The organism is Streptomyces sp. NPDC030814, from assembly GCF_055572155.1.
This window is the reverse complement of record NZ_JBVIDX010000024.1, coordinates 93,574-112,562: the sequence shown is the minus strand read 5'-3', so window position 1 is coordinate 112,562 and position 18,989 is coordinate 93,574. Positions and strand designations below refer to the sequence as shown.

Sequence of the window (18,989 nt, the reverse complement as noted above, 5' to 3'; positions counted from 1 at the left end):
AGGGGGACACCGGAAACGGTGTCCCCCTCTTCATGAGGACACCCGTCATGAGGACGTCCGCCCCCATGAGGACCTGAGGACTTCGAGATGTACAAGCTGTTCTTCCGTCTGGTTTTCACACGGATGGACCCGGAGGAGGCCCACTACCTGGCCTTCCGCTGGATCCGCCTGGCCGCCCGGATCCCCGTGCTCCGCACGTACCTCGCGGCCGCCCTGGCGCCCCGTTACGAGGAACTGCGCACGGAGGCGTTCGGACTGCGCATGCACGGCCCGTTCGGGCTGGCCGCCGGCTTCGACAAGAACGCCGTCGCCGTCGACGGGATGTCGATGCTGGGCTTCGACCACGTCGAGATCGGCACGGTCACGGGCGAGGCGCAGCCCGGCAACCCCAAGAAGCGGCTCTTCCGCCTGGTCGCCGACCGGGCGCTGATCAACCGCATGGGCTTCAACAACGAGGGCTCCCTGGCGGTCGCCGCCCGTCTGGCCTCCCGCAACCCCGTCTTCAGGACGGTCGTGGGCGTCAACATCGGCAAGACCAAGGTCGTCCCCGAGGAGGAGGCCGCCGCGGACTACGTGAAGTCCACCGAGCGCCTCGCCCCGTACGCCGACTACCTGGTCGTGAACGTGTCCTCGCCCAACACGCCCGGTCTGCGCAACCTCCAGGCCACCGAGGCGCTGCGGCCCCTGCTGACCGCCGTCCGCGAGGCCGCCGACCGCACGGTGCGCAACCGCCGTGTGCCGCTGCTGGTGAAGATCGCCCCGGACCTCGCCGACGAGGACATCGACGCCGTCGCCGATCTCGCCGTGGAGCTGGGCCTGGACGGGATCATCGCCACGAACACCACCATCGCCCGCGAAGGACTCGGTCTGACCTCCGAACCCTCCCTCGTGAAGGAGACCGGCGGACTCTCCGGTGGGCCCCTGAAGGCGCGTTCCCTGGCGGTCCTGCGCCGCCTCTACGCGCGCGTGGGCGACCGGATCACCCTGGTGGGCGTCGGCGGCATCGAGAACGCCGAGGACGCCTGGCAGCGCATCCTCGCGGGCGCCACCCTCGTCCAGGGCTACAGCGCCTTCGTCTACGAAGGTCCTTTCTGGGCGCGCGCCGTCCACAAGGGCCTCGCCGCCCGCCTGCGCACCAGCCCGTACGCCACTCTCGCCGACGCTGTCGGCGCCGACGTGAGGAAGAAGACGGCATGACCGAGCCCTTCGGCGCGCGACTGCGCCGCGCCATGGACGATCGAGGCCCGCTCTGCGTGGGGATCGACCCGCACTCCGCCCTGCTCACCGCCTGGGGTCTGAACGACGACATCGCGGGCCTGGAGCGCTTCAGCCGTACGGTCGTCGAGGCGCTGGCGGGCCGGGTGGCGGTCCTCAAGCCGCAGAGCGCGTTCTTCGAGCGGTTCGGCTCGCGCGGTATCGCCGTCCTGGAGAAGTCGGTCGAGGAGGCGCGGGCGGCCGGTGCGCTGGTCGTCATGGACGCCAAGCGCGGCGACATCGGCTCCACCATGGCCGCGTACGCCGAGACCTTTCTGCACAAGGACGCGCCCCTGTTCTCGGACGCCCTGACGGTCTCGCCGTACCTCGGCTACGGATCCCTGAAGCCGGCCGTGGACCTGGCGCGGGAGAGCGGTGCCGGGCTGTTCGTACTGGCGCTGACCTCCAACCCGGAGGGCGGCGAGGTGCAGCACGCCGTGCGCACCGAGGACGCCGCCGGGCGCGACGTCGGGGCGACGATGCTGGCGCACCTGGCGGCCGAGAATGCGGGGGAGGAGCCCCTGGGTTCCTTCGGCGCCGTCGTCGGCGCCACGCTGGGCGACCTCTCGTCGTACGACCTGGAGATCAACGGACCTCTTCTCGCGCCCGGCATCGGGGCGCAGGGGGCCACCCCGTCCGATCTCCCCGCGGTCTTCGGGGCGGCCGTGCGCCATGTGGTCCCCAATGTCAGCCGGGGTGTTCTTCGTCACGGTCCCGACGTCGTCGCGCTGCGTGACGCCTCGGATCGTTTCGCGGACGAGATCAGGGCCGCCGTGGAGGCCTGCTGAGACCTCCGATGAGTGCTCGGGCAGCGCTTACCGGACGGCTTGAGTCTGAATACATTCTCAAATCCGGGGCAGTATGCGGCTTATGTCCGACTCCAGGGAGGCTGACCAGGACTTTTCCGCTGTTCTCGCTGACTCTGACGGAGTTGGCCGCTAGTCTCCGACGAGTGAGGGCACCTCCCACGCCCTCCAGGCAGTAGGGGGAGAACGGGCAAGCGTGTTGCTCGTGCCTCCCCAGGTGTGGGGCGACTAGGTTCCTCACCGGTCCGTATCCGACAGTTCGACATCCGAGGTGACGTAGGCGTGGCTCTTCCGCCCCTTACCCCTGAACAGCGCGCAGCCGCGCTCGAAAAGGCCGCCGCGGCTCGCCGGGAGCGGGCCGAGGTCAAGAATCGACTCAAGCACTCCGGCGCCTCCCTGCACGAGGTCATCAAGCAGGGCCAGGAGAACGACGTCATCGGCAAGATGAAGGTCTCCGCCCTCCTTGAGTCGCTGCCCGGCGTGGGCAAGGTCCGCGCCAAGCAGATCATGGAGCGACTCGGCATCTCCGAGAGCCGTCGTGTGCGCGGCCTCGGCTCCAACCAGATCGCATCCCTGGAGCGTGAGTTCGGCAGCACCGGTTCCTGACCCGGGCACCGCGGGCAGGGAGTCCCGGGCACTCCGGGATTGCTGGAATAATCGCTGCATGGCTGCAACATTCCGGGGGACGACCCCCGAGCCCCCGGACGTACGTCCGCGGCTGACCGTGCTCTCCGGCCCCTCCGGGGTCGGCAAGAGCACGGTCGTCGCCCATATGCGCAAGGCGCACCCCGATGTCTGGCTCTCGGTGTCGGCGACGACCCGCAAGCCCCGTCCCGGCGAGAAGGACGGCGTCCACTATTTCTTCGTCACCGACGACGAGATGGACAAGCTGATCGCCAACGGCGAGCTGCTGGAGTGGGCCGAGTTCGCGGGCAACCGCTACGGCACCCCCCGGGGCGCCGTGCTCGAACGCCTGGAGCGCGGCGAGCCGGTCCTGCTGGAGATCGACCTCCAGGGCGCCCGCCAGGTCCGCGAGACCATGCCCGACGCACAGCTGGTGTTCCTGGCTCCGCCCTCCTGGGACGAGCTGGTGCGCCGACTCACCGGGCGGGGCACCGAACCGCCCGAGGTGATCGAACGCCGCCTGGACGCGGCGAAGGTCGAACTCGCGGCCGAGCCGGAGTTCGACGTCACCCTGGTCAACACCTCCGTCGAGGACGTGGCCCGCGAGCTGCTAGCCTTGATGGACGTTGTGTGATCGTCACTGACCATGCACACTGAATCTTTCCCATCCATCGGAAGGTAGAGCGTGTCCTCTTCCATCTCCGCGCCCGAGGGCATCATCAACCCGCCGATCGACGAGCTCCTCGAGGCCACCGACTCGAAGTACAGCCTCGTGATCTACGCGGCCAAGCGTGCCCGCCAGATCAACGCGTACTACTCGCAGCTCGGCGAGGGCCTCCTCGAGTACGTCGGTCCCCTCGTCGACACGCACGTCCACGAGAAGCCGCTCTCGATCGCCCTGCGCGAGATCAACGCGGGTCTGCTGACGTCCGAGGCCGTCGACGGCCCCGCGTAAGCAGCACAGGAGGTTTCCGCAGCTGGTCATATCTGCGGACCGCAGTAGGTTTTTCCACAGGCCCGGCAGCGCGACTGTCGGGCCTGTGGTGTGTGATGGATGCGTACGCCGACGAGCCGCGGTGTGCGTCGGTCAGGTTCGGGTTCGAGTGCGGGGAGGCCCGGTGGGCAAGCCGAAGGTCGTTCTGGGGGTCAGCGGTGGCATCGCCGCCTACAAGGCGTGTGAGCTGCTGCGCCGGCTGACCGAGTCCGGGCATGACGTGCGGGTCGTGCCGACCGACTCCGCGCTGAACTTCGTCGGCGCCGCCACCTGGTCCGCGCTCTCCGGCAACCCGGTCTCCACCGAGGTCTGGGACGGCGTCCACGAGGTGCCCCACGTCCGCATCGGCCAGGAGGCCGACCTGGTGGTCGTGGCCCCGGCGACGGCCGACATGCTCGCCAAGGCCGCCCACGGCCTTGCGGACGACCTGCTGACGAACACCCTGCTCACCGCTCGCTGTCCCGTCGTCTTCGCCCCGGCGATGCACACCGAGATGTGGGAACACCCGGCCACCCAGGAGAACGTGGCGACGCTGCGCCGCCGCGGAGCCCTCGTCATCGACCCTGCCGTGGGCCGGCTGACCGGCGTCGACACCGGCAAGGGCCGGCTGCCGGACCCCGCCGAGATCTTCGAGGTCTGCCGTCGGGTGCTGGCCCGCGGTGTCGCCGGACCGGACCTCGCCGGACGGCACGTCGTGGTGAGCGCGGGAGGCACCCGCGAGCCCCTCGACCCTGTCCGCTTTCTCGGCAACCGCTCCTCGGGCAAGCAGGGGTACGCCCTCGCCCGTACGGCCGCCGCCCGGGGCGCCCGGGTCACCCTGATCGAGGCGAACACCGGGCTGCCGGACCCGGCGGGCGTGGACATCGTCCGCGTCGGTACGGCGGTCCAGCTGCGCGAGGCGGTGCTCAAGGCGGCGCCGGACGCGGACGTGGTGGTGATGGCGGCCGCCGTCGCGGACTTCCGCCCCGGGACCTACGCCACCGGCAAGATCAAGAAGAAGGACGGCCAGGACCCCGAGCCGGTCGTCCTGGTCCGCAATCCGGACATCCTCGCGGAGATAGCGGCCGACCGCCCCCGCCCGAACCAGCTGATCGTCGGCTTCGCCGCGGAGACCGACGACGTCCTCGCGAACGGCCGTGCCAAGCTGGCGCGCAAGGGATGCGACCTCCTCGTGGTGAACGAGGTGGGGGAGCGCAAGACCTTCGGTTCCGAGGAGAACGAGGCCGTCGTGCTGGGAGCGGACGGGAGTGAGACCGCCGTGCCGTACGGCCCGAAGGAAACACTGGCCGACACGGTATGGGACCTCGTCGTCAACCGCCTGGACTGACTGCTCCATTCGCGCCACGCGCAGTCAGAAGTGGACAACTCAAGGGCGTGGCGACCCTGGCGGACACCGACGGCCATTGGGCAGAATGCACGTGCCGCAGGTCACAGAGCTCCCGAGAGGCGAGACAGGTGGGCCGGTGGTCGAGACCGACCGATAAACTGTTCTTGGACGACGCCGGGCGCAGCCCCCGTCCCGTCCGCCAATGATCAGCCAGCAGCCGCTGCAACCACAGGGAGCGTTGTGTCCCGTCGCCTGTTCACCTCCGAGTCCGTGACCGAGGGTCACCCCGACAAGATCGCTGACCAGATCAGCGATGCCATTCTCGATGCCCTGCTGCGCGAGGACCCCACGTCCCGAGTCGCGGTGGAGACGCTCATCACGACCGGCCTGGTGCATGTGGCCGGCGAGGTCACGACCAAGGCCTACGCGCCGATCGCCCAGCTCGTCCGCGACACGATCCTGGACATCGGTTACGACTCGTCGAAGAAGGGCTTCGACGGAGCGTCCTGTGGTGTGTCGGTGTCGATCGGTTCGCAGTCCCCGGACATCGCGCAGGGCGTCGACACGGCCTACGAGTCCCGGGTCGAGGGCGACGAGGACGAGCTGGACCGCCAGGGCGCCGGTGACCAGGGCCTGATGTTCGGCTACGCGACGGACGAGACGCCGACGCTGATGCCGCTGCCGATCTTCCTGGCGCACCGTCTGTCCAAGCGCCTGTCCGAGGTCCGCAAGAACGGCACCATCCCCTACCTGCGTCCCGACGGCAAGACCCAGGTCACCATCGAGTACGACGGCGACAAGGCGGTCCGCCTCGACACGGTCGTCGTCTCCTCCCAGCACGCCAGCGACATCGACCTGGAGTCCCTGCTCGCCCCCGACATCCGCGAGTTCGTGGTCGAGCCGGAGCTGAAGGCCCTCCTCGACGACGGCATCAAGCTGGACACCGAGGGCTACCGCCTCCTGGTCAACCCGACCGGCCGCTTCGAGATCGGTGGCCCCATGGGCGACGCCGGCCTCACCGGCCGCAAGATCATCATCGACACCTACGGCGGCATGGCCCGCCACGGCGGCGGCGCCTTCTCCGGCAAGGACCCGTCCAAGGTCGACCGTTCCGCCGCGTACGCGATGCGCTGGGTCGCCAAGAACGTGGTCGCCGCGGGCCTCGCCTCCCGCTGCGAGGTCCAGGTCGCCTACGCCATCGGCAAGGCCGAGCCCGTCGGCCTCTTCGTCGAGACCTTCGGCACCGCCAAGATCGGCACGGACAGGATCGAGAAGGCGATCGACGAGGTCTTCGACCTCCGCCCCGCCGCGATCATCCGCGACCTCGACCTGCTCCGCCCGATCTACGGCCAGACCGCCGCGTACGGCCACTTCGGCCGCGAGCTCCCCGACTTCACCTGGGAGCGCACGGACCGCGTGGACGCCCTCCGCGAGGCGGCGGGTCTGTAACGCCCGGAACCCTCCGGTCCTTCACGAGGCCCGGTGTCCCCGAGGGGGCGCCGGGCCTCGGCGTTCTCGCGGTGCTCCCCGCGTGCCGGGCGCCGATCCCGGACGGGCGGGCGCCCCCGGTTGTCAGTGGGGTTTGGGAGAATGCAGGCGTGAGCAGCGAGGACGGGACGAGCGGTGGTGGCGCGGGGGGTGCCGGGCCGGAGCAGCTCGCGCTCATTCGGGAGGCCGTGAAGAAGGCCAAAGCGCCGCGGGCCAAGCCGCGGACGTGGCGGGGGGCCGCCTTGGCGAAGGAGTTGCCGGTCGCCCGGGTGCTCGTCGACAAAGGGGTGCTGCATCTCGACCGGTACTTCGACTACGCGGTGCCCGAGGAGCTGGACGCCGTGGCGCAGCCCGGGGTGCGGGTGCGGGTGCGGTTCGGGGCCGGGGGGCGCAATGTCAGGGAGGGGCGGCGGGAGGGCGGCTCGCTGATCGACGGGTTCCTCGTCGAGCGTGTCGCCGAGTCGGACTACGCGGGGCCGTTGGCCGCGCTGGCGCAGGTCGTGTCGCCCGAGCCGGTGCTGAGCCCGGAGCTGCTGGGGCTCGCTCGGGCGGTGGCGGACCGGTATGCCGGGAGCCTCGCCGATGTGCTGCAGCTGGCCGTTCCGCCGCGACACGGTCGGGCCGAGTCGGCCGAGCTGGGCGGGCCGCCGCCCGCTCCGGCCGCGCCGGAACCGGGGTCCTGGGGAAGATACGCGCGGGGCCCGGAATTCCTGCGGGCGCTGGCCGCCGGCCGTTCGCCGCGAGCCGTGTGGACCGCTCTGCCGGGGCCCGAGTGGGCGGAGGAGATCGGGCGGGCCGTGCAGGCGACCCTGGCCTCCGGGCGGGGTGCGCTCGTCGTCGTACCGGCGGGGCGGCCTGCCGCGAGGGTCGACGAGGCCCTGCGGGAACTGCTGGGGGAGGGTCAGCACGCGCTGCTGACCGCCGACGTGGGGCAGGAGCGGCGGTATCGGGAGTGGCTGGCCGTGCGGCGGGGGGCCGTACGGGCTGTGGTCGGCACCCGGGCCGCCATGTTCGCCCCCGTGAGGAATCTGGGGCTGGTCGTCGTCTGGGACGACGGCGACGCCAATCACAGCGATGACAACGCCCCCTTCCCGCATGTGCGGGAGGTGCTGGAGCTCCGGGCCACTCGTGACAAAGGCGCTTTCCTGTTGGGGAGTTGGAGTTGCACCGTCGAGGCGGCCCAGCTCGTCGAGAGCGGGTGGGCCGCGCCGATCGCCGCTGCGAGGGACCAGGTACGGGCCGTCGCGCCGCTGGTGCGGACCGTCGGTGACGGGGAGCTGGCGCGCGACGAGGCGGCCCGCGCCGCGCGTCTGCCCAGCCTGGCCTGGCAGGTCGCCAGGGACGGGCTTCGGGACGGCCCCGTCCTCGTCCAGGTGCCCCGGCGGGGTTATGTGCCGAGGATGGCCTGTGCGCGGTGTCGGGAGTCCGCGCGGTGCCGGCACTGCGCGGGGCCGCTGGAGGCGAGGGAAGGCGCCGGAGCGCTGGTGTGCGGGTGGTGCGGGCGTGAGGAGGCGGGCTGGCGCTGCCCGGAGTGCGGGAGTCATCGGCTGCGGGCCCAGGTCGTGGGGGCACGGCGGACCGCCGAGGAGCTCGGGCGGGCCTTTCCCGCAGTGCCGGTGCGGACCTCCGGACGGGAACATGTGCTCGACACTGTGCCGGGGACACCGGCGCTGGTCGTGAGTACACCCGGGGCCGAGCCGGTGGCCGAGGGCGGGTACGCGGCAGCTCTGCTGCTCGACGGCTGGGCCTTGCTCGGGCGTCCCGACCTGCGGGCCGCGGAGGAGGCGCTGCGCCGGTGGATCGGGGCTGCCGCGCTCGTGCGGGACCAGGGGGCGGGCGGCACGGTCGTCGTGGTCGCCGAGCCGACGCTACGGCCCGTGCAGGCGCTCGTGCGATGGGATCCGGTGGGGCACGCCGTGCGGGAGCTCGCGGACCGCGCCGAGTTGGGGTTTCCGCCGGTGTCCCGGATGGCGGCCGTTTCCGGTACGGCCCCGGCCGTGGCCGACTTTCTGGGCGGCGTCGAACTGCCACCGGACGCCGAGGTGTTGGGGCCTGTGCCGCTGCCCGTCGTGGAGGTGGGGCGGGCACGGCGGGTGGGGACGCCGCCGCCGGGAGAGGTGTGGGAGCGTGCGTTGATCCGGGTGCCGCCGGGGAGCGGGGCGGCGCTGGCCGCCGCACTGAAGAGTGCGCAGGCCGCGCGGATGGCGCGCGGGGGGAGCGAGGCGGTGCGGATTCGGGTGGATCCGCTGGACATCGGGTGAGGTGGCGGCTGTCGAGCGGCGCCGTTGTGTGGGGCAGCGGGGGCGCGGGGGAGTGGCGAAGCAAGAGCGTGCTTGGCCGGGGTACGCGACTGCCTCCCGTTGGGGTGCCGGGAGGCAGTCGGAGTGTCGTCAGCCGTTGCGCGGGCCGGGGAAGGCTGTGGGTCTTGTCTCGTCGCGAAGGGTGGGGCTGCCGGCTGTCGGCTGGGTCGGCATCTGACTCGGCATCGGGCCCGTCATCTGGCCGGGCAACTGACCCGGCATGGAGCGGGCCGCGGGGACCGTCGGCAGGCCGGAGCCCACGGTGCGGGAGCCCTGGGGCTCTCCCGTGCGCTCCGCCTCGGCCGCCGCCTGGGCGGCCGCGCGGCGGGCGCCGTAACGGCGGTGCACCGCTTGTTTGGTCACCCCGAGGGCCGAGCCCACCGCGTCCCATGAGAAACCGAGTGAGCGGTCGAAGTCCACGGCGGCCGTGACCAGGGTCTCGACACTGTCCCGCAGTTCCTGGGCGAGGCGGACGGTCGGGGCGGGGGCGCGTCCGTAGACGACGAAGCCCGTGGAGGGGCCGGAGCGGCGCGGGCGGTAGACGTTGCCCAGTTGGGCGGTGAGGGTGCGTAGTGCGTCCACCTGCCGGCGGACCCGCTCGATGTCCCGCACCAGCAAGTGCAGGCTGGCCCGAGCCTGGGCGTCGTGGGTTGCGTGGTCGGCCATGAACAAGCCTCTCGAACCGGCGTTGAAAAGGGATGTGCCGCGATTGCGGCCGGTAGTGGTCAACTCTTTCTTGACCAACGCGGATCCGCTCCGCTGGTAACGGGGTGGGGGGCGTGGGGCATATGCGTGGGGCGCGTGGGGACGGGTGTGCGACGTTGTCTCCGACCCGCGCACCGTTCGTGCGGGCCGGCTGACACGTGCGGGTTTCCGTGGGGCGCGGGGCCTGGCGGCGGCGGGCGGTGAGTGGTGTGGGTGCGAACGGTCAGCGGTGGGCGGCTTGTCCGGCACCCGCGAGGTGCCGAGTGTGAGGTGCCGAGTGCGAGGGGTCGAGCGTGGGGGCCGAGTGCGTGCTTGCTGTCGGTGGGGCTGGTGTCGTGGCCTGCCGGGGCGTACGGGGGGCATAGACTGGTGCGTTGTCCTGTGCCTTGTGTGCAGGGGTTGTTGAACTTCCGTCCGAGAGGCCGACAGTCACCCATGAGGCTTGTCTTCGCTGGTACCCCCGAGGTCGCGGTTCCCGCCCTGGACGCGCTGATCGCGTCGGGGCGGCACGAGGTGGTCGCGGTGGTGACGCGGCCCGACGCGCCGGCCGGACGGGGACGGCGGCTGGTCGCGAGCCCGGTGGCGCAGCGGGCCGAGGAGGCCGGCATCGAGGTGCTGAAGCCCCACCGGCCGCGGGACGAGGACTTCCTCGCCCGGCTGCGGGAGATCGGGCCGGACTGCTGCCCGGTGGTGGCCTACGGCGCCCTGCTGCCGCGCGTCGCTCTCGACGTCCCCGCGCACGGCTGGGTCAACCTGCACTTCTCGCTGCTGCCCGCCTGGCGCGGCGCCGCACCCGTGCAGCACTCGATCATGGCGGGGGACGAGATCACCGGTGCGTCCACGTTCCTCATCGAGGAGGGGCTCGACTCCGGGCCGGTGTACGGCACGGTCACCGAGGAGGTCCGCCCCACCGACACCAGCGGCGACCTGCTGACGCGGCTCGCCTTCGCGGGGGCCGGGCTGCTCGCCGCCACGATGGACGGGATCGAGGACGGCACGCTGAAGGCGGTGCCGCAGCCCGCCGAGGGGATCACCCTCGCACCGAAGATCACTGTCGAGGACGCGCGGATCGACTGGGCGGCGCCCGCGCTGCGGGTGGACCGGGTGGTGCGCGGGTGCACACCAGCGCCTGGCGCGTGGACGACGTTCCGGGGTGAGCGGCTGAAGCTCATCCAGGTCGCGCCGGTGCCCGAGCGGACCGAGCTGGCGCCGGGCGCCCTGGAGGTCGGCAAGAACAACGTGTACGCCGGGACCGGCTCGTATGCGGTGGAGCTGCTCTGGGTGCAGGCCCAGGGCAAGAAGCCGATGCGGGCCGCCGACTGGGCGCGGGGTGTGCGCATCGCCTCCGGCGAGTCCCTCGGCGCCGAGGGCACGGCCTAGGAGTATCGACCCGGGCGCCGCCCGGCGGCTCGATCCCGCGTCGTACGCTGGGCGTGGCACCTCTTCCCTTATCCGGAGCACCTTTTTCGTGAGTGAGCAGTCCCGCCGCCCCCGTAAGCCGGGCAAGCCGTACCGTCGACCCCAGAAGGACCCCGTCCGCCTCCTCGCCTTCGAGGCGTTGCGGGCCGTGGACGAGAGGGACGCGTACGCGAATCTCGTCCTGCCGCCGCTGCTGCGGAAGGCACGGGAGAAGGAGGGTCCCGACTCGTTCGACGCGCGGGACGCGGCGCTGGCGACCGAGCTGGTGTACGGGACGCTGCGCCGGCAGGGGACCTATGACGCGGTGATCGCCGCGTGCGTGGACCGGCCGCTGCGGGAGGTCGACCCCCCGGTGCTGGACGTACTGAGCCTGGGCGCGCATCAGCTGCTCGGTACGCGTATCCCGACGCACGCGGCCGTCTCCGCCTCCGTGGACCTCGCGCGGGTCGTGCTCGGCGACGGGCGCGCCAAGTTCGTGAACGCCGTACTGCGGAAGATCGCCCAGCACGACCTCGACGGCTGGCTGGAGCGGGTCGCGCCGCCGTACGACGAGGACCCCGAGGACCACCTGGCCGTCGTGCACTCGCACCCCCGGTGGGTCGTCTCCGCGCTGTGGGACTCGCTCGGCGGCGGTCGGGCCGGGATCGAGGACCTGCTGGAGGCGGACAACGAGCGTCCCGAGGTCACGCTGGTCGCCCGGCCGGGGCGGGCCACCACCGAGGAACTCCTCCGGGAGGACTCCGCGATGCCGGGGCGCTGGTCGCCCTACGCCGTGCGGCTCACCGAGGGCGGGGAGCCGGGGGCCGTCGACGCCGTACGGGAGGGCCGTGCGGGTGTGCAGGACGAGGGCAGCCAGCTCGTGGCGCTGGCCCTCGCGAACGCGCCGCTCGACGGGCCCGACCGGGCATGGCTGGACGGGTGCGCCGGGCCCGGCGGCAAGGCCGCGCTGCTGGCCGCCCTCGCCGCCGAGCGCGGTGCCGTTCTGCTCGCCTCCGAGAAGCAGCCGCATCGCGCGGGCCTCGTCGCCAAGGCGCTCGACGGCAACCCCGGGCCGTATCAGGTGATCGCTGCCGACGGTACGCGTCCGCCGTGGCGGCCCGGTTCCTTCGACCGGGTGCTGATGGACGTGCCCTGCACGGGGCTGGGCGCGTTGCGGCGGAGGCCCGAGGCGCGCTGGCGGCGCCGCCCCGAGGACCTGGAGAACTTCGCCCCGCTGCAACGGGCCCTGCTGCACACCGCGTTGGAGTCGGTGCGGATCGGGGGCGTCGTGGGGTACGCGACCTGTTCGCCGCACCTCGCCGAGACCCGCGCGGTCGTCGCGGACGTCCTCAAGCAGTACGGCGACGGAGCCGATCTCATCGACGCCCGGCCGCTGTTGGACGGCGTACCGGCGCTCGGTGAGGGACCCGATGTACAGCTGTGGCCGCATCTGCACGGCACGGACGCGATGTACCTGGCGCTGATCCGCCGCACCGCCTGAGCGCCGGCACGGCGCCCCGGTCGGGTCCCTGGAGAATCGTCGGCGGCAAGTCGAACCGGCTCTCCGGGGACCCGACCCCGTTACGCCGCCGCCGGACGACGGCTCAGACCGAGGCGCCGGTCCGCGGGGCGTCCTCCCGGGCCAGCCGGTGCGGCCACCACACCTTCCGGCCGATGTCCAGGAAGAGGGCCGTGACGAGGACGGACCGGACGATGAAGGTGTCCAGGAGGACGCCCAGGGCGACCGCGAATCCGATCTCGGCGAAGGCGACCATGGGCAGGGTGGCGAGCGCCGCGAAGGTGCCGGCCAGGACCAGACCCGCCGAGGTGATCACCGCGCCCGTCGCCGCGAGGCCCGTCACCACGCCCCTGCGGGTGCCCTGGTGGGTGGCCTCCTCACGGATACGGGTGGTCAGGAAGATGTTGTAGTCGATGCCCAGGGCGACCAGGAACACGAAGACGAAGAGCGGGAAGTCCGTCGTCTCGCCCGCGTAGTCGAAAAGGTGGCGGAACGCGAGCGCGCTGATGCCGAGGGCAGCGGTGAAGGAAAGGATCACCGTGCCGATCAGCAGCAGGGGGGCGAGCAGGGCGCGGAGCAGGACACAGAGGATCAGCAGCACGACCAGCAGGACCAGCGGGATGATCAGCAGGTTGTCGTGCGTGGTCGCCCTGTCCATGTCCAGTAGGGCCGCCGTGCCGCCGCCGACCTGCGCGTCGGCGTCCGGGACGGCGTGGACGGCGTCCCGGACCCGCTCGACGGTGTCCTTCGCCGCCTCGCTGTCGGCCGGGTCGGACATGGTCGCCTCGAAGAGGACCTTGCCCTCGTGGAAGGGTTTCGTGCCCGGCGGCAGCCCGAGCGAGTCCGGTACGACCCCTGAGGTGTCCGCGACCGTGCGGCCCACCTCGCGGGCCTGCGCCTGGTTGCTGATGATCACCAAAGGATCGCCGCTGCCCGCCGGGAAGTAGCGTGCGGAGACCTCCTGACCGACGATCGAGTCCGGTTTTCCGGTGAAGGCGTCCGCGTTGCTGATGCCCTCCGCGCGCAACTGGATCAGGCCCAGCGAGCAAAGGGCCAGGGCGGCCGCCGTGGCGACCCAGGTCGCGCGTGGGCGGCCCGAGATCCGCCGGCCCATACGGGCCCACATCCCGCGCTCCGTCGGGTCGGCCGAGCCGAAGTGCGGGATGGCCGGCCAGAAGATCCAGCGGCCGACGATCACCAGCAGCGCGGGGAAGAGCGTCATCATCGCGATCAGCGCGACCGCGACACCGATGGCCGCCACCGGGCCCAGACCCCTCGTCGAGTTCATCTCGGCGGCCAGCAGCACCAGCATGCTCAGCACGACCGTCGCGCCCGAGGCGATCACCGCCGGACCCGCCCGGTGCAGGGCGAGCGCCATCGCCTCGTGGCGGTCCTCGTGGCGGCGCAGCTCCTCTCGGTAGCGGGCGACCAGCAGCAGGGCGTAGTCGGTTCCCGCGCCGAAGACCAGCACGGTGAGGATGCCGGCGCTCTGGCCGTTGACCGTGAGCCCCCCGTGCTCCGCCAGCAGATAGATCAGGGCCTGCGCCGTGAACAGGGCAGCGACCACCGCGAGCAGCGGGACCAGAAGGAGCGTCGGACTGCGGTAGGTGAACAGCAGCATCACGATGACGACGGCCATCGCCGAGAACAGCAGCGTCGAGTCGATGCCCTCGAAGGCCTCGGAGAAGTCGGCGCTCGTACCGCCCGGACCCGTGATGTGCACGGCGAGTCCGTCGCCGCCCTCACCCACGTCGTCCCTGATCGAGTCGACCGCGGGGGCGATGCGCTCCCAGCCCTTCTCGTCCATGGTGATCGGCACATAGATCTGGGCGGCCCTCGGGTCGGTTGCCCGGTCGTACACCGGCCCCCGGGTCTGGGCGCCGATGATGCCGTGATCTGTCAGCCCCTTGAGCTCCCGCGCGTCCTCCTGGATCTGCGCCCGGTCCTCGGCGGTGAGCCCGCTCGCCCTGGCGTAGACGACGACCGCGGGGATCTGCTCCGGCCGGAACTCCTCGGACGCCTCCAGGACCTGGGTGGACTCGGCGGACCCCGGAAGCCATGACGCGGCGTCGTTGTCCTGTGCGTCGGTCAGCTTGGAGGCGAGCGGCGCCACCACGAAGAGCACGACCAGCCACAGCCCCAGCACGACCCACTTCGCGCGCCGCCCGCACACCAGGTGGGCGATACCCCGGCCCCCGGTCATGACCACCCTCGCGACCTCGCCGCCTCAGGGGCGCCGAACACCGCGCGAGCGCGCAGGGACAGCTCGCAGCCGACGTAGAGCGGTGACCACCCCGGCCCCGCTACCCGCTCGGGGCATGGCAGTCTTGGTCCATGGCCGCGCAGATCAACCCAAGCATCCTGTCCGCCGACTTCGCCCGTCTCGCCGACGAGGCGAAAGCGGTCGAAGGGGCCGACTGGCTCCATGTAGACGTGATGGACAACCATTTCGTCCCGAACCTCACGCTCGGTGTGCCGGTCGTAGAGTCCCTGGCCCGTGCGACGCAGACGCCGCTGGACTGCCATCTGATGATCGAGGCCCCCGATCGGTGGGCGCCCCAGTACGTGGAAGCGGGTGCCGGTTCCGTCACCTTCCATGCCGAGGCGGCCGCCGCACCGGTGCGGCTCGCCCGTGAGATTCGGGCCAAGGGTGCCCGGGCCTCCATGGCGCTCAAGCCCGCGACGCCGATCGAACCGTTCGAGGACCTGCTGCCCGAGCTCGACATGGTGCTGATCATGACGGTCGAACCGGGCTTCGGAGGCCAGGCCTTTCTCGACATCATGCTCCCCAAGATCCGCCGGACCCGCGAGTTGATCAGCAAGCACGGCCTCGACCTGTGGCTCCAGGTCGACGGCGGCGTCGCCGCGGCCACCATCGAGCGCTGCGCCGAGGCGGGCGCCGACGTCTTCGTCGCCGGTTCAGCGGTGTACGGGGCCGACGACCCGGCCGAGGCGGTCCGCGCGTTGCGCGCCCAGGCCGACGCCACCACGGCCACCGCGGCGTGGGCCTGCGGGCACTGAGGCACCCTGTCGTACGGCCGTGCGACCGCCGGACGAGCGGGGCAGGTCAAGCGACCACCGGGCCAAGGAAACGTGAACGGCGTTCCTTCGGGCTGATCGAAAACGCCGGATCTGCAAGGATGAACGGCGTATCCATGTGTGAAGAGCAGTGAGGAGATGGCCGTGTCGGGTATGTCGGCGGGCCGGTCAGCCATGCGGATGGGACCCGCTGAGCTGGTTCAGGCGGCAGCCATGGCGCGCCGCTTCTACCTCGAGGGCAAGTCCAAGATCCAGATCGCCGAGGAGTTCGGCGTGAGCCGCTTCAAGGTGGCCCGTGTCCTGGAGACCGCCCTCGAGCGGGATCTCGTACGCATCGAGATCCGAGTCCCCGCGGAGCTGGACGCCGAGCGTTCCGACGCCCTGCGCGCCCGCTACGGCCTCCGGCACGCCGTGGTCGTCGAGTCCCCGGCCGAGGCCGAGGAGTCGCCCGACCCCGAGAACCTCGGCGAGGTGGCCGCGGACCTGCTCGGCGAACTGGTCAACGAGGGCGATGTCCTCGGGCTGGCGTGGGGGCGCTCGACCATCCACATGGCGGCCGCCCTCGACCGGCTGCCGCCGTGCACGGTGGTGCAGCTGACCGGGGTCTACGACGCGGGAACCGCCGAGCGCGGCTCGGTGGAGGCGGTACGGCGGGCCGCTCAGGTGTCGGGCGGCGACGCCCACCCCATCTACGCGCCGATGCTGCTGCCGGACGCGGCGACCGCGGCCGCCCTGCGCCACCAGACGGGGATCGCGCGGGCCTTCGAGTACTTCGACAAGGTCACGGTCGCCTGCGTCTCCATCGGCTCCTGGGAGGCGGGCATCTCCACGGTGCACGACATGCTCAGCGACGAGGAGCGGGCCCACTACGCCTCCCTCGGCGTCGCCGCCGAGATGTCCGCGCACCTCTTCGACGCCGAGGGCCGCCGGGTCGGGCGGGATCTCGGCGAACGGTGCATCACCGTCAAGGCCGACCAGCTCCGCCGTATCCCGGAGGTCGTCGCGATCGCGGGCGGGCAGCGCAAGGCGGCGGCGATCGACGCGGTCCTGCGGTCCGGTCTGGTCACCAGCCTCGTCACCGACACCTCCGCTGCGGACGCGCTGCTGACGGCCGGACAACCCCCCCGCCCCGCGCTCAACCGCGCGGACCCGGACGGGCACTGAGCGGCCACCGGGAGGACCGGACGGTCCCGGCCGCGAGCCGGGCAGGGGCGGGCGCGGTGGCACGGGGACGGTGACGCGGCGGGCCCGCCCCTCGTGCTCTGCGCGGGCGCCCGCCGGCTCTGCGCGGGATCCTGCCGGCTCTGCGCGGGCGCCTGCCGACGGGGTCGGCACACGGGCGGGGGATGCAGGAAGCCGATGACCACCCGTCGTCGGTCACGGCGGTTCCCGAGACGAAGGCGGTACGGAGATGAGCGGCAGCACACTCGCGGAGGCGCTGGGCGCCGGCGGCTGGCTCCATGTGGAGCTGGACCTCACCGGGGCCACCGACAAGCCCGCGTTCATGGACCGCTGCGCCCGCGCCCTCGACCTGCCCGACCACTTCGGCCGCAACTGGGACGCCCTCGCCGACTGCCTCACGGACCTGCCCTGGGCACCGCCCGTACGGGGACGGCTCGTCATGATCACAGGCTGGCAGGAGTACGCGCTGGCCGAGCCGAACGACTGGAGCATCGCCCAGGAGGTCTTCGCCGAGGCCACGCACCGCTGGACGGGCGCCGGGACCGAGCTGCGCGTCGTACTGGACCTCGGAGGATCCTCCTAGGGCGAGCCCGGTGCTCTGGACGATCCGCCGGGGCCGCCCGTACCTGCCGACATGGGACAATGAAGTACGTGCTCTTCCCCCTGGCGGTCCTGTCAGGGGGTCACCTCTGAACGACTGGGATGTGCGGCACGTGCGTTTCCTCAATGACATCCAGCCCGCGTACGACCTGACCTACGACGACGTCTTCATGGTCCCGAGCCGTAGCGCCGTCGGATCGCGGCAGGGCGTCGACCTGGCCTCACCGGACGGCACGGGCACCACCATCCCGCTCGTCGTGGCCAACATGACCGCCATCGCCGGCCGCCGCATGGCAGAGACGGTCGCCCGGCGCGGCGGCCTCGTGGTCATCCCGCAGGACATCCCGATCGAGGTCGTCACCGACGTCATCTCCTGGGTGAAGAGCCGCCATCTCGTCCTGGACACGCCGATCGTGCTCAACCCGCACCAGACCGTCGCCGACGCGCTCGCCCTGCTGCCGAAGCGCGCCCACAACGCGGGCGTCGTCGTCGACGAGCAGCTGCGGCCCGTCGGTGTCGTCACCGACCGGGACCTGACCGGGGTCGACCGCTTCACCCAGCTCGAAGTCGTCATGTCCAAGGACCTGTTGCTCCTCGACGCGGACATCGACCCCCGTGAGGCCTTCAACCGCCTCGACCACGCCAACCGCCGCTACGCGCCCGCCGTCGACAAGGACGGCCGTCTCGCCGGCATCCTGACCCGCAAGGGCGCCCTGCGCGCCACGCTCTACACCCCGGCCGTCGACGCGAACGGCAGGCTGCGCGTCGCCGCCGCCGTCGGCATCAACGGCGACTTCGCGGGCAAGGCCAAGCAGCTGCTCGACGCCGGCGTCGACACGCTCGTCATCGACACCGCGCACGGGCACCAGGAGTCGATGATCAACGCGATCAAGCTGGTGCGGGGCCTCGATCCGCGGGTGCCGATCGCCGCGGGCAACATCGTCGCGGCGGAAGGCGTCCGCGATCTCATCGAGGCGGGCGCGGACATCGTCAAGGTCGGTGTCGGGCCGGGCGCCATGTGCACGACCCGGATGATGACCGGCGTCGGACGCCCCCAGTTCTCCGCGGTCCTGGAGTGCGCGGCCGAGGCCAGGAAGTACGGCAAGCACGTCTGGGCCGACGGGGGCGTCCGGCATCCGCGGGACGTCGCCATGGCGCTGGCCGCGGGCGCGTCCAACGTGATGATCGGATCGTGGTTCGCGGGGACGTACGAGTCGCCGGGCGACCTCCAGCACGACGCGAGCGGGCGGCCGTACAAGGAGTCGTTCGGCATGGCCTCGGCGCGGGCGGTGCGCAACCGCACGAGCGAGGAGTCGGCCTACGACCGGGCCCGGAAGGCGTTGTTCGAGGAGGGCATCTCCACGTCGCGGATGTTCCTGGACCCGGTGCGGCCGGGCGTCGAGGACCTGATCGACTCGATCATCGCGGGCGTGCGGTCGTCGTGCACGTACGCCGGCGCGGGGTCGCTGGAGGAGTTCGCGGAGCGGGCCGTTGTCGGCATCCAGAGCGCGGCCGGGTACGCGGAGGGCAAGCCGCTGCACGCCAGCTGGAGTTGACGGGCGCGCCCGGGGGCTCGGGACCCGTGGTTCGGTCGCCGCGGGTCCGTGGTGGCCTCCGGCGCGGTTCCCCGCGGCCCTGCCCCTGCTGCGGGTGCCCCTCGTGCGGGGTGACTTCGTTGCGCGTGCGCCCGCCTGGAAGGGCGCTGTGTGCAACGGTCTGAACCAGGTCTGCAACGAACGTACGTCCCTCCCGG

General features: G+C 71.8%; 16 protein-coding genes. 14 read left to right on the top strand and 2 right to left on the bottom strand.

The window, feature by feature from the left end; all coding sequences use genetic code 11:
- Positions 1 to 87: 87 nt before the first annotated feature.
- The 8 genes from ACZ43N_RS34330 (at position 88) to ACZ43N_RS34295 (ending at position 8,754) form a co-directional block, all read left to right on the top strand.
- Positions 88 to 1,197, top strand: a complete 1,110-nt coding sequence (locus ACZ43N_RS34330; protein ID WP_468102968.1) for a quinone-dependent dihydroorotate dehydrogenase — start codon at positions 88 to 90, stop codon at positions 1,195 to 1,197.
- A complete protein-coding gene (gene pyrF / locus ACZ43N_RS34325) occupies positions 1,194 to 2,042 on the top strand; it encodes an orotidine-5'-phosphate decarboxylase (protein ID WP_468102967.1) in 849 nt (282 codons plus the stop codon). Before ACZ43N_RS34330 ends, pyrF begins: the two co-directional genes overlap by 4 nt.
- Positions 2,043 to 2,342: 300 nt before the next feature.
- Complete coding sequence (locus ACZ43N_RS34320) at positions 2,343 to 2,666, top strand: integration host factor (protein WP_003977346.1); 324 nt, start codon at positions 2,343 to 2,345, stop codon at positions 2,664 to 2,666.
- Positions 2,667 to 2,724: 58 nt separating this feature from the next.
- On the top strand, positions 2,725 to 3,318 hold the full coding sequence (gmk, locus tag ACZ43N_RS34315) for a guanylate kinase (protein WP_468102966.1): 594 nt from the start codon (positions 2,725 to 2,727) through the stop codon (positions 3,316 to 3,318).
- Positions 3,319 to 3,369: 51 nt separating this feature from the next.
- Positions 3,370 to 3,639: a DNA-directed RNA polymerase subunit omega gene (gene rpoZ / locus ACZ43N_RS34310; protein ID WP_055541593.1), complete on the top strand. Its 270-nt coding sequence runs from the start codon at positions 3,370 to 3,372 to the stop codon at positions 3,637 to 3,639.
- A gap of 163 nt (positions 3,640 to 3,802) precedes the next feature.
- On the top strand, positions 3,803 to 5,005 hold the full coding sequence (coaBC, locus tag ACZ43N_RS34305) for a bifunctional phosphopantothenoylcysteine decarboxylase/phosphopantothenate--cysteine ligase CoaBC (protein WP_468102965.1): 1,203 nt from the start codon (positions 3,803 to 3,805) through the stop codon (positions 5,003 to 5,005).
- Between the two features lie 240 nt (positions 5,006 to 5,245).
- Positions 5,246 to 6,454, top strand: coding sequence for a methionine adenosyltransferase (gene metK, locus ACZ43N_RS34300; protein ID WP_468102964.1), 1,209 nt, complete (start codon positions 5,246 to 5,248; stop codon positions 6,452 to 6,454).
- A 149-nt stretch (positions 6,455 to 6,603) separates the two neighbouring features.
- Positions 6,604 to 8,754, top strand: coding sequence for a primosomal protein N' (locus ACZ43N_RS34295; RefSeq protein ID WP_468102963.1), 2,151 nt, complete (start codon positions 6,604 to 6,606; stop codon positions 8,752 to 8,754).
- Positions 8,755 to 8,883: 129 nt separating this feature from the next.
- On the opposite strand, the gene ACZ43N_RS34290 is transcribed toward ACZ43N_RS34295, so the two are convergent.
- Positions 8,884 to 9,459, bottom strand: coding sequence for a hypothetical protein (locus ACZ43N_RS34290; protein ID WP_468102962.1), 576 nt, complete (start codon positions 9,457 to 9,459; stop codon positions 8,884 to 8,886).
- A 474-nt stretch (positions 9,460 to 9,933) separates the two neighbouring features.
- Here ACZ43N_RS34290 and fmt point away from each other — a divergent pair, with 474 nt between their 5' ends.
- Together fmt and ACZ43N_RS34280 are read left to right on the top strand one after the other, a co-directional pair.
- Complete coding sequence (gene fmt, locus ACZ43N_RS34285; protein ID WP_468102961.1) at positions 9,934 to 10,878, top strand: methionyl-tRNA formyltransferase; 945 nt, start codon at positions 9,934 to 9,936, stop codon at positions 10,876 to 10,878.
- An 88-nt stretch (positions 10,879 to 10,966) separates the two neighbouring features.
- Positions 10,967 to 12,397 (top strand): RsmB/NOP family class I SAM-dependent RNA methyltransferase, encoded by a 1,431-nt coding sequence (locus tag ACZ43N_RS34280; protein ID WP_468102960.1) that lies wholly within the window; start codon positions 10,967 to 10,969, stop codon positions 12,395 to 12,397.
- A gap of 103 nt (positions 12,398 to 12,500) precedes the next feature.
- On the opposite strand, the gene ACZ43N_RS34275 is transcribed toward ACZ43N_RS34280, so the two are convergent.
- Positions 12,501 to 14,618: an MMPL family transporter gene (locus tag ACZ43N_RS34275; protein WP_468102959.1), complete on the bottom strand. Its 2,118-nt coding sequence runs from the start codon at positions 14,616 to 14,618 to the stop codon at positions 12,501 to 12,503.
- Between the two features lie 131 nt (positions 14,619 to 14,749).
- Here ACZ43N_RS34275 and rpe point away from each other — a divergent pair, with 131 nt between their 5' ends.
- From rpe to ACZ43N_RS34255, 4 genes are all read left to right on the top strand, one after another.
- The gene (gene rpe, locus ACZ43N_RS34270; protein ID WP_468102958.1) at positions 14,750 to 15,436 is read left to right on the top strand and encodes a ribulose-phosphate 3-epimerase; all 687 of its coding nucleotides are present in this window, start codon (positions 14,750 to 14,752) and stop codon (positions 15,434 to 15,436) included.
- Between the two features lie 138 nt (positions 15,437 to 15,574).
- Positions 15,575 to 16,618: a sugar-binding transcriptional regulator gene (locus ACZ43N_RS34265; protein WP_468102957.1), complete on the top strand. Its 1,044-nt coding sequence runs from the start codon at positions 15,575 to 15,577 to the stop codon at positions 16,616 to 16,618.
- Between the two features lie 247 nt (positions 16,619 to 16,865).
- Positions 16,866 to 17,219 (top strand): barstar family protein, encoded by a 354-nt coding sequence (locus tag ACZ43N_RS34260; RefSeq protein WP_468102956.1) that lies wholly within the window; start codon positions 16,866 to 16,868, stop codon positions 17,217 to 17,219.
- A 130-nt stretch (positions 17,220 to 17,349) separates the two neighbouring features.
- The gene (locus tag ACZ43N_RS34255) at positions 17,350 to 18,792 is read left to right on the top strand and encodes a GuaB1 family IMP dehydrogenase-related protein (protein ID WP_468102955.1); all 1,443 of its coding nucleotides are present in this window, start codon (positions 17,350 to 17,352) and stop codon (positions 18,790 to 18,792) included.
- Positions 18,793 to 18,989: the final 197 nt, after the last annotated feature.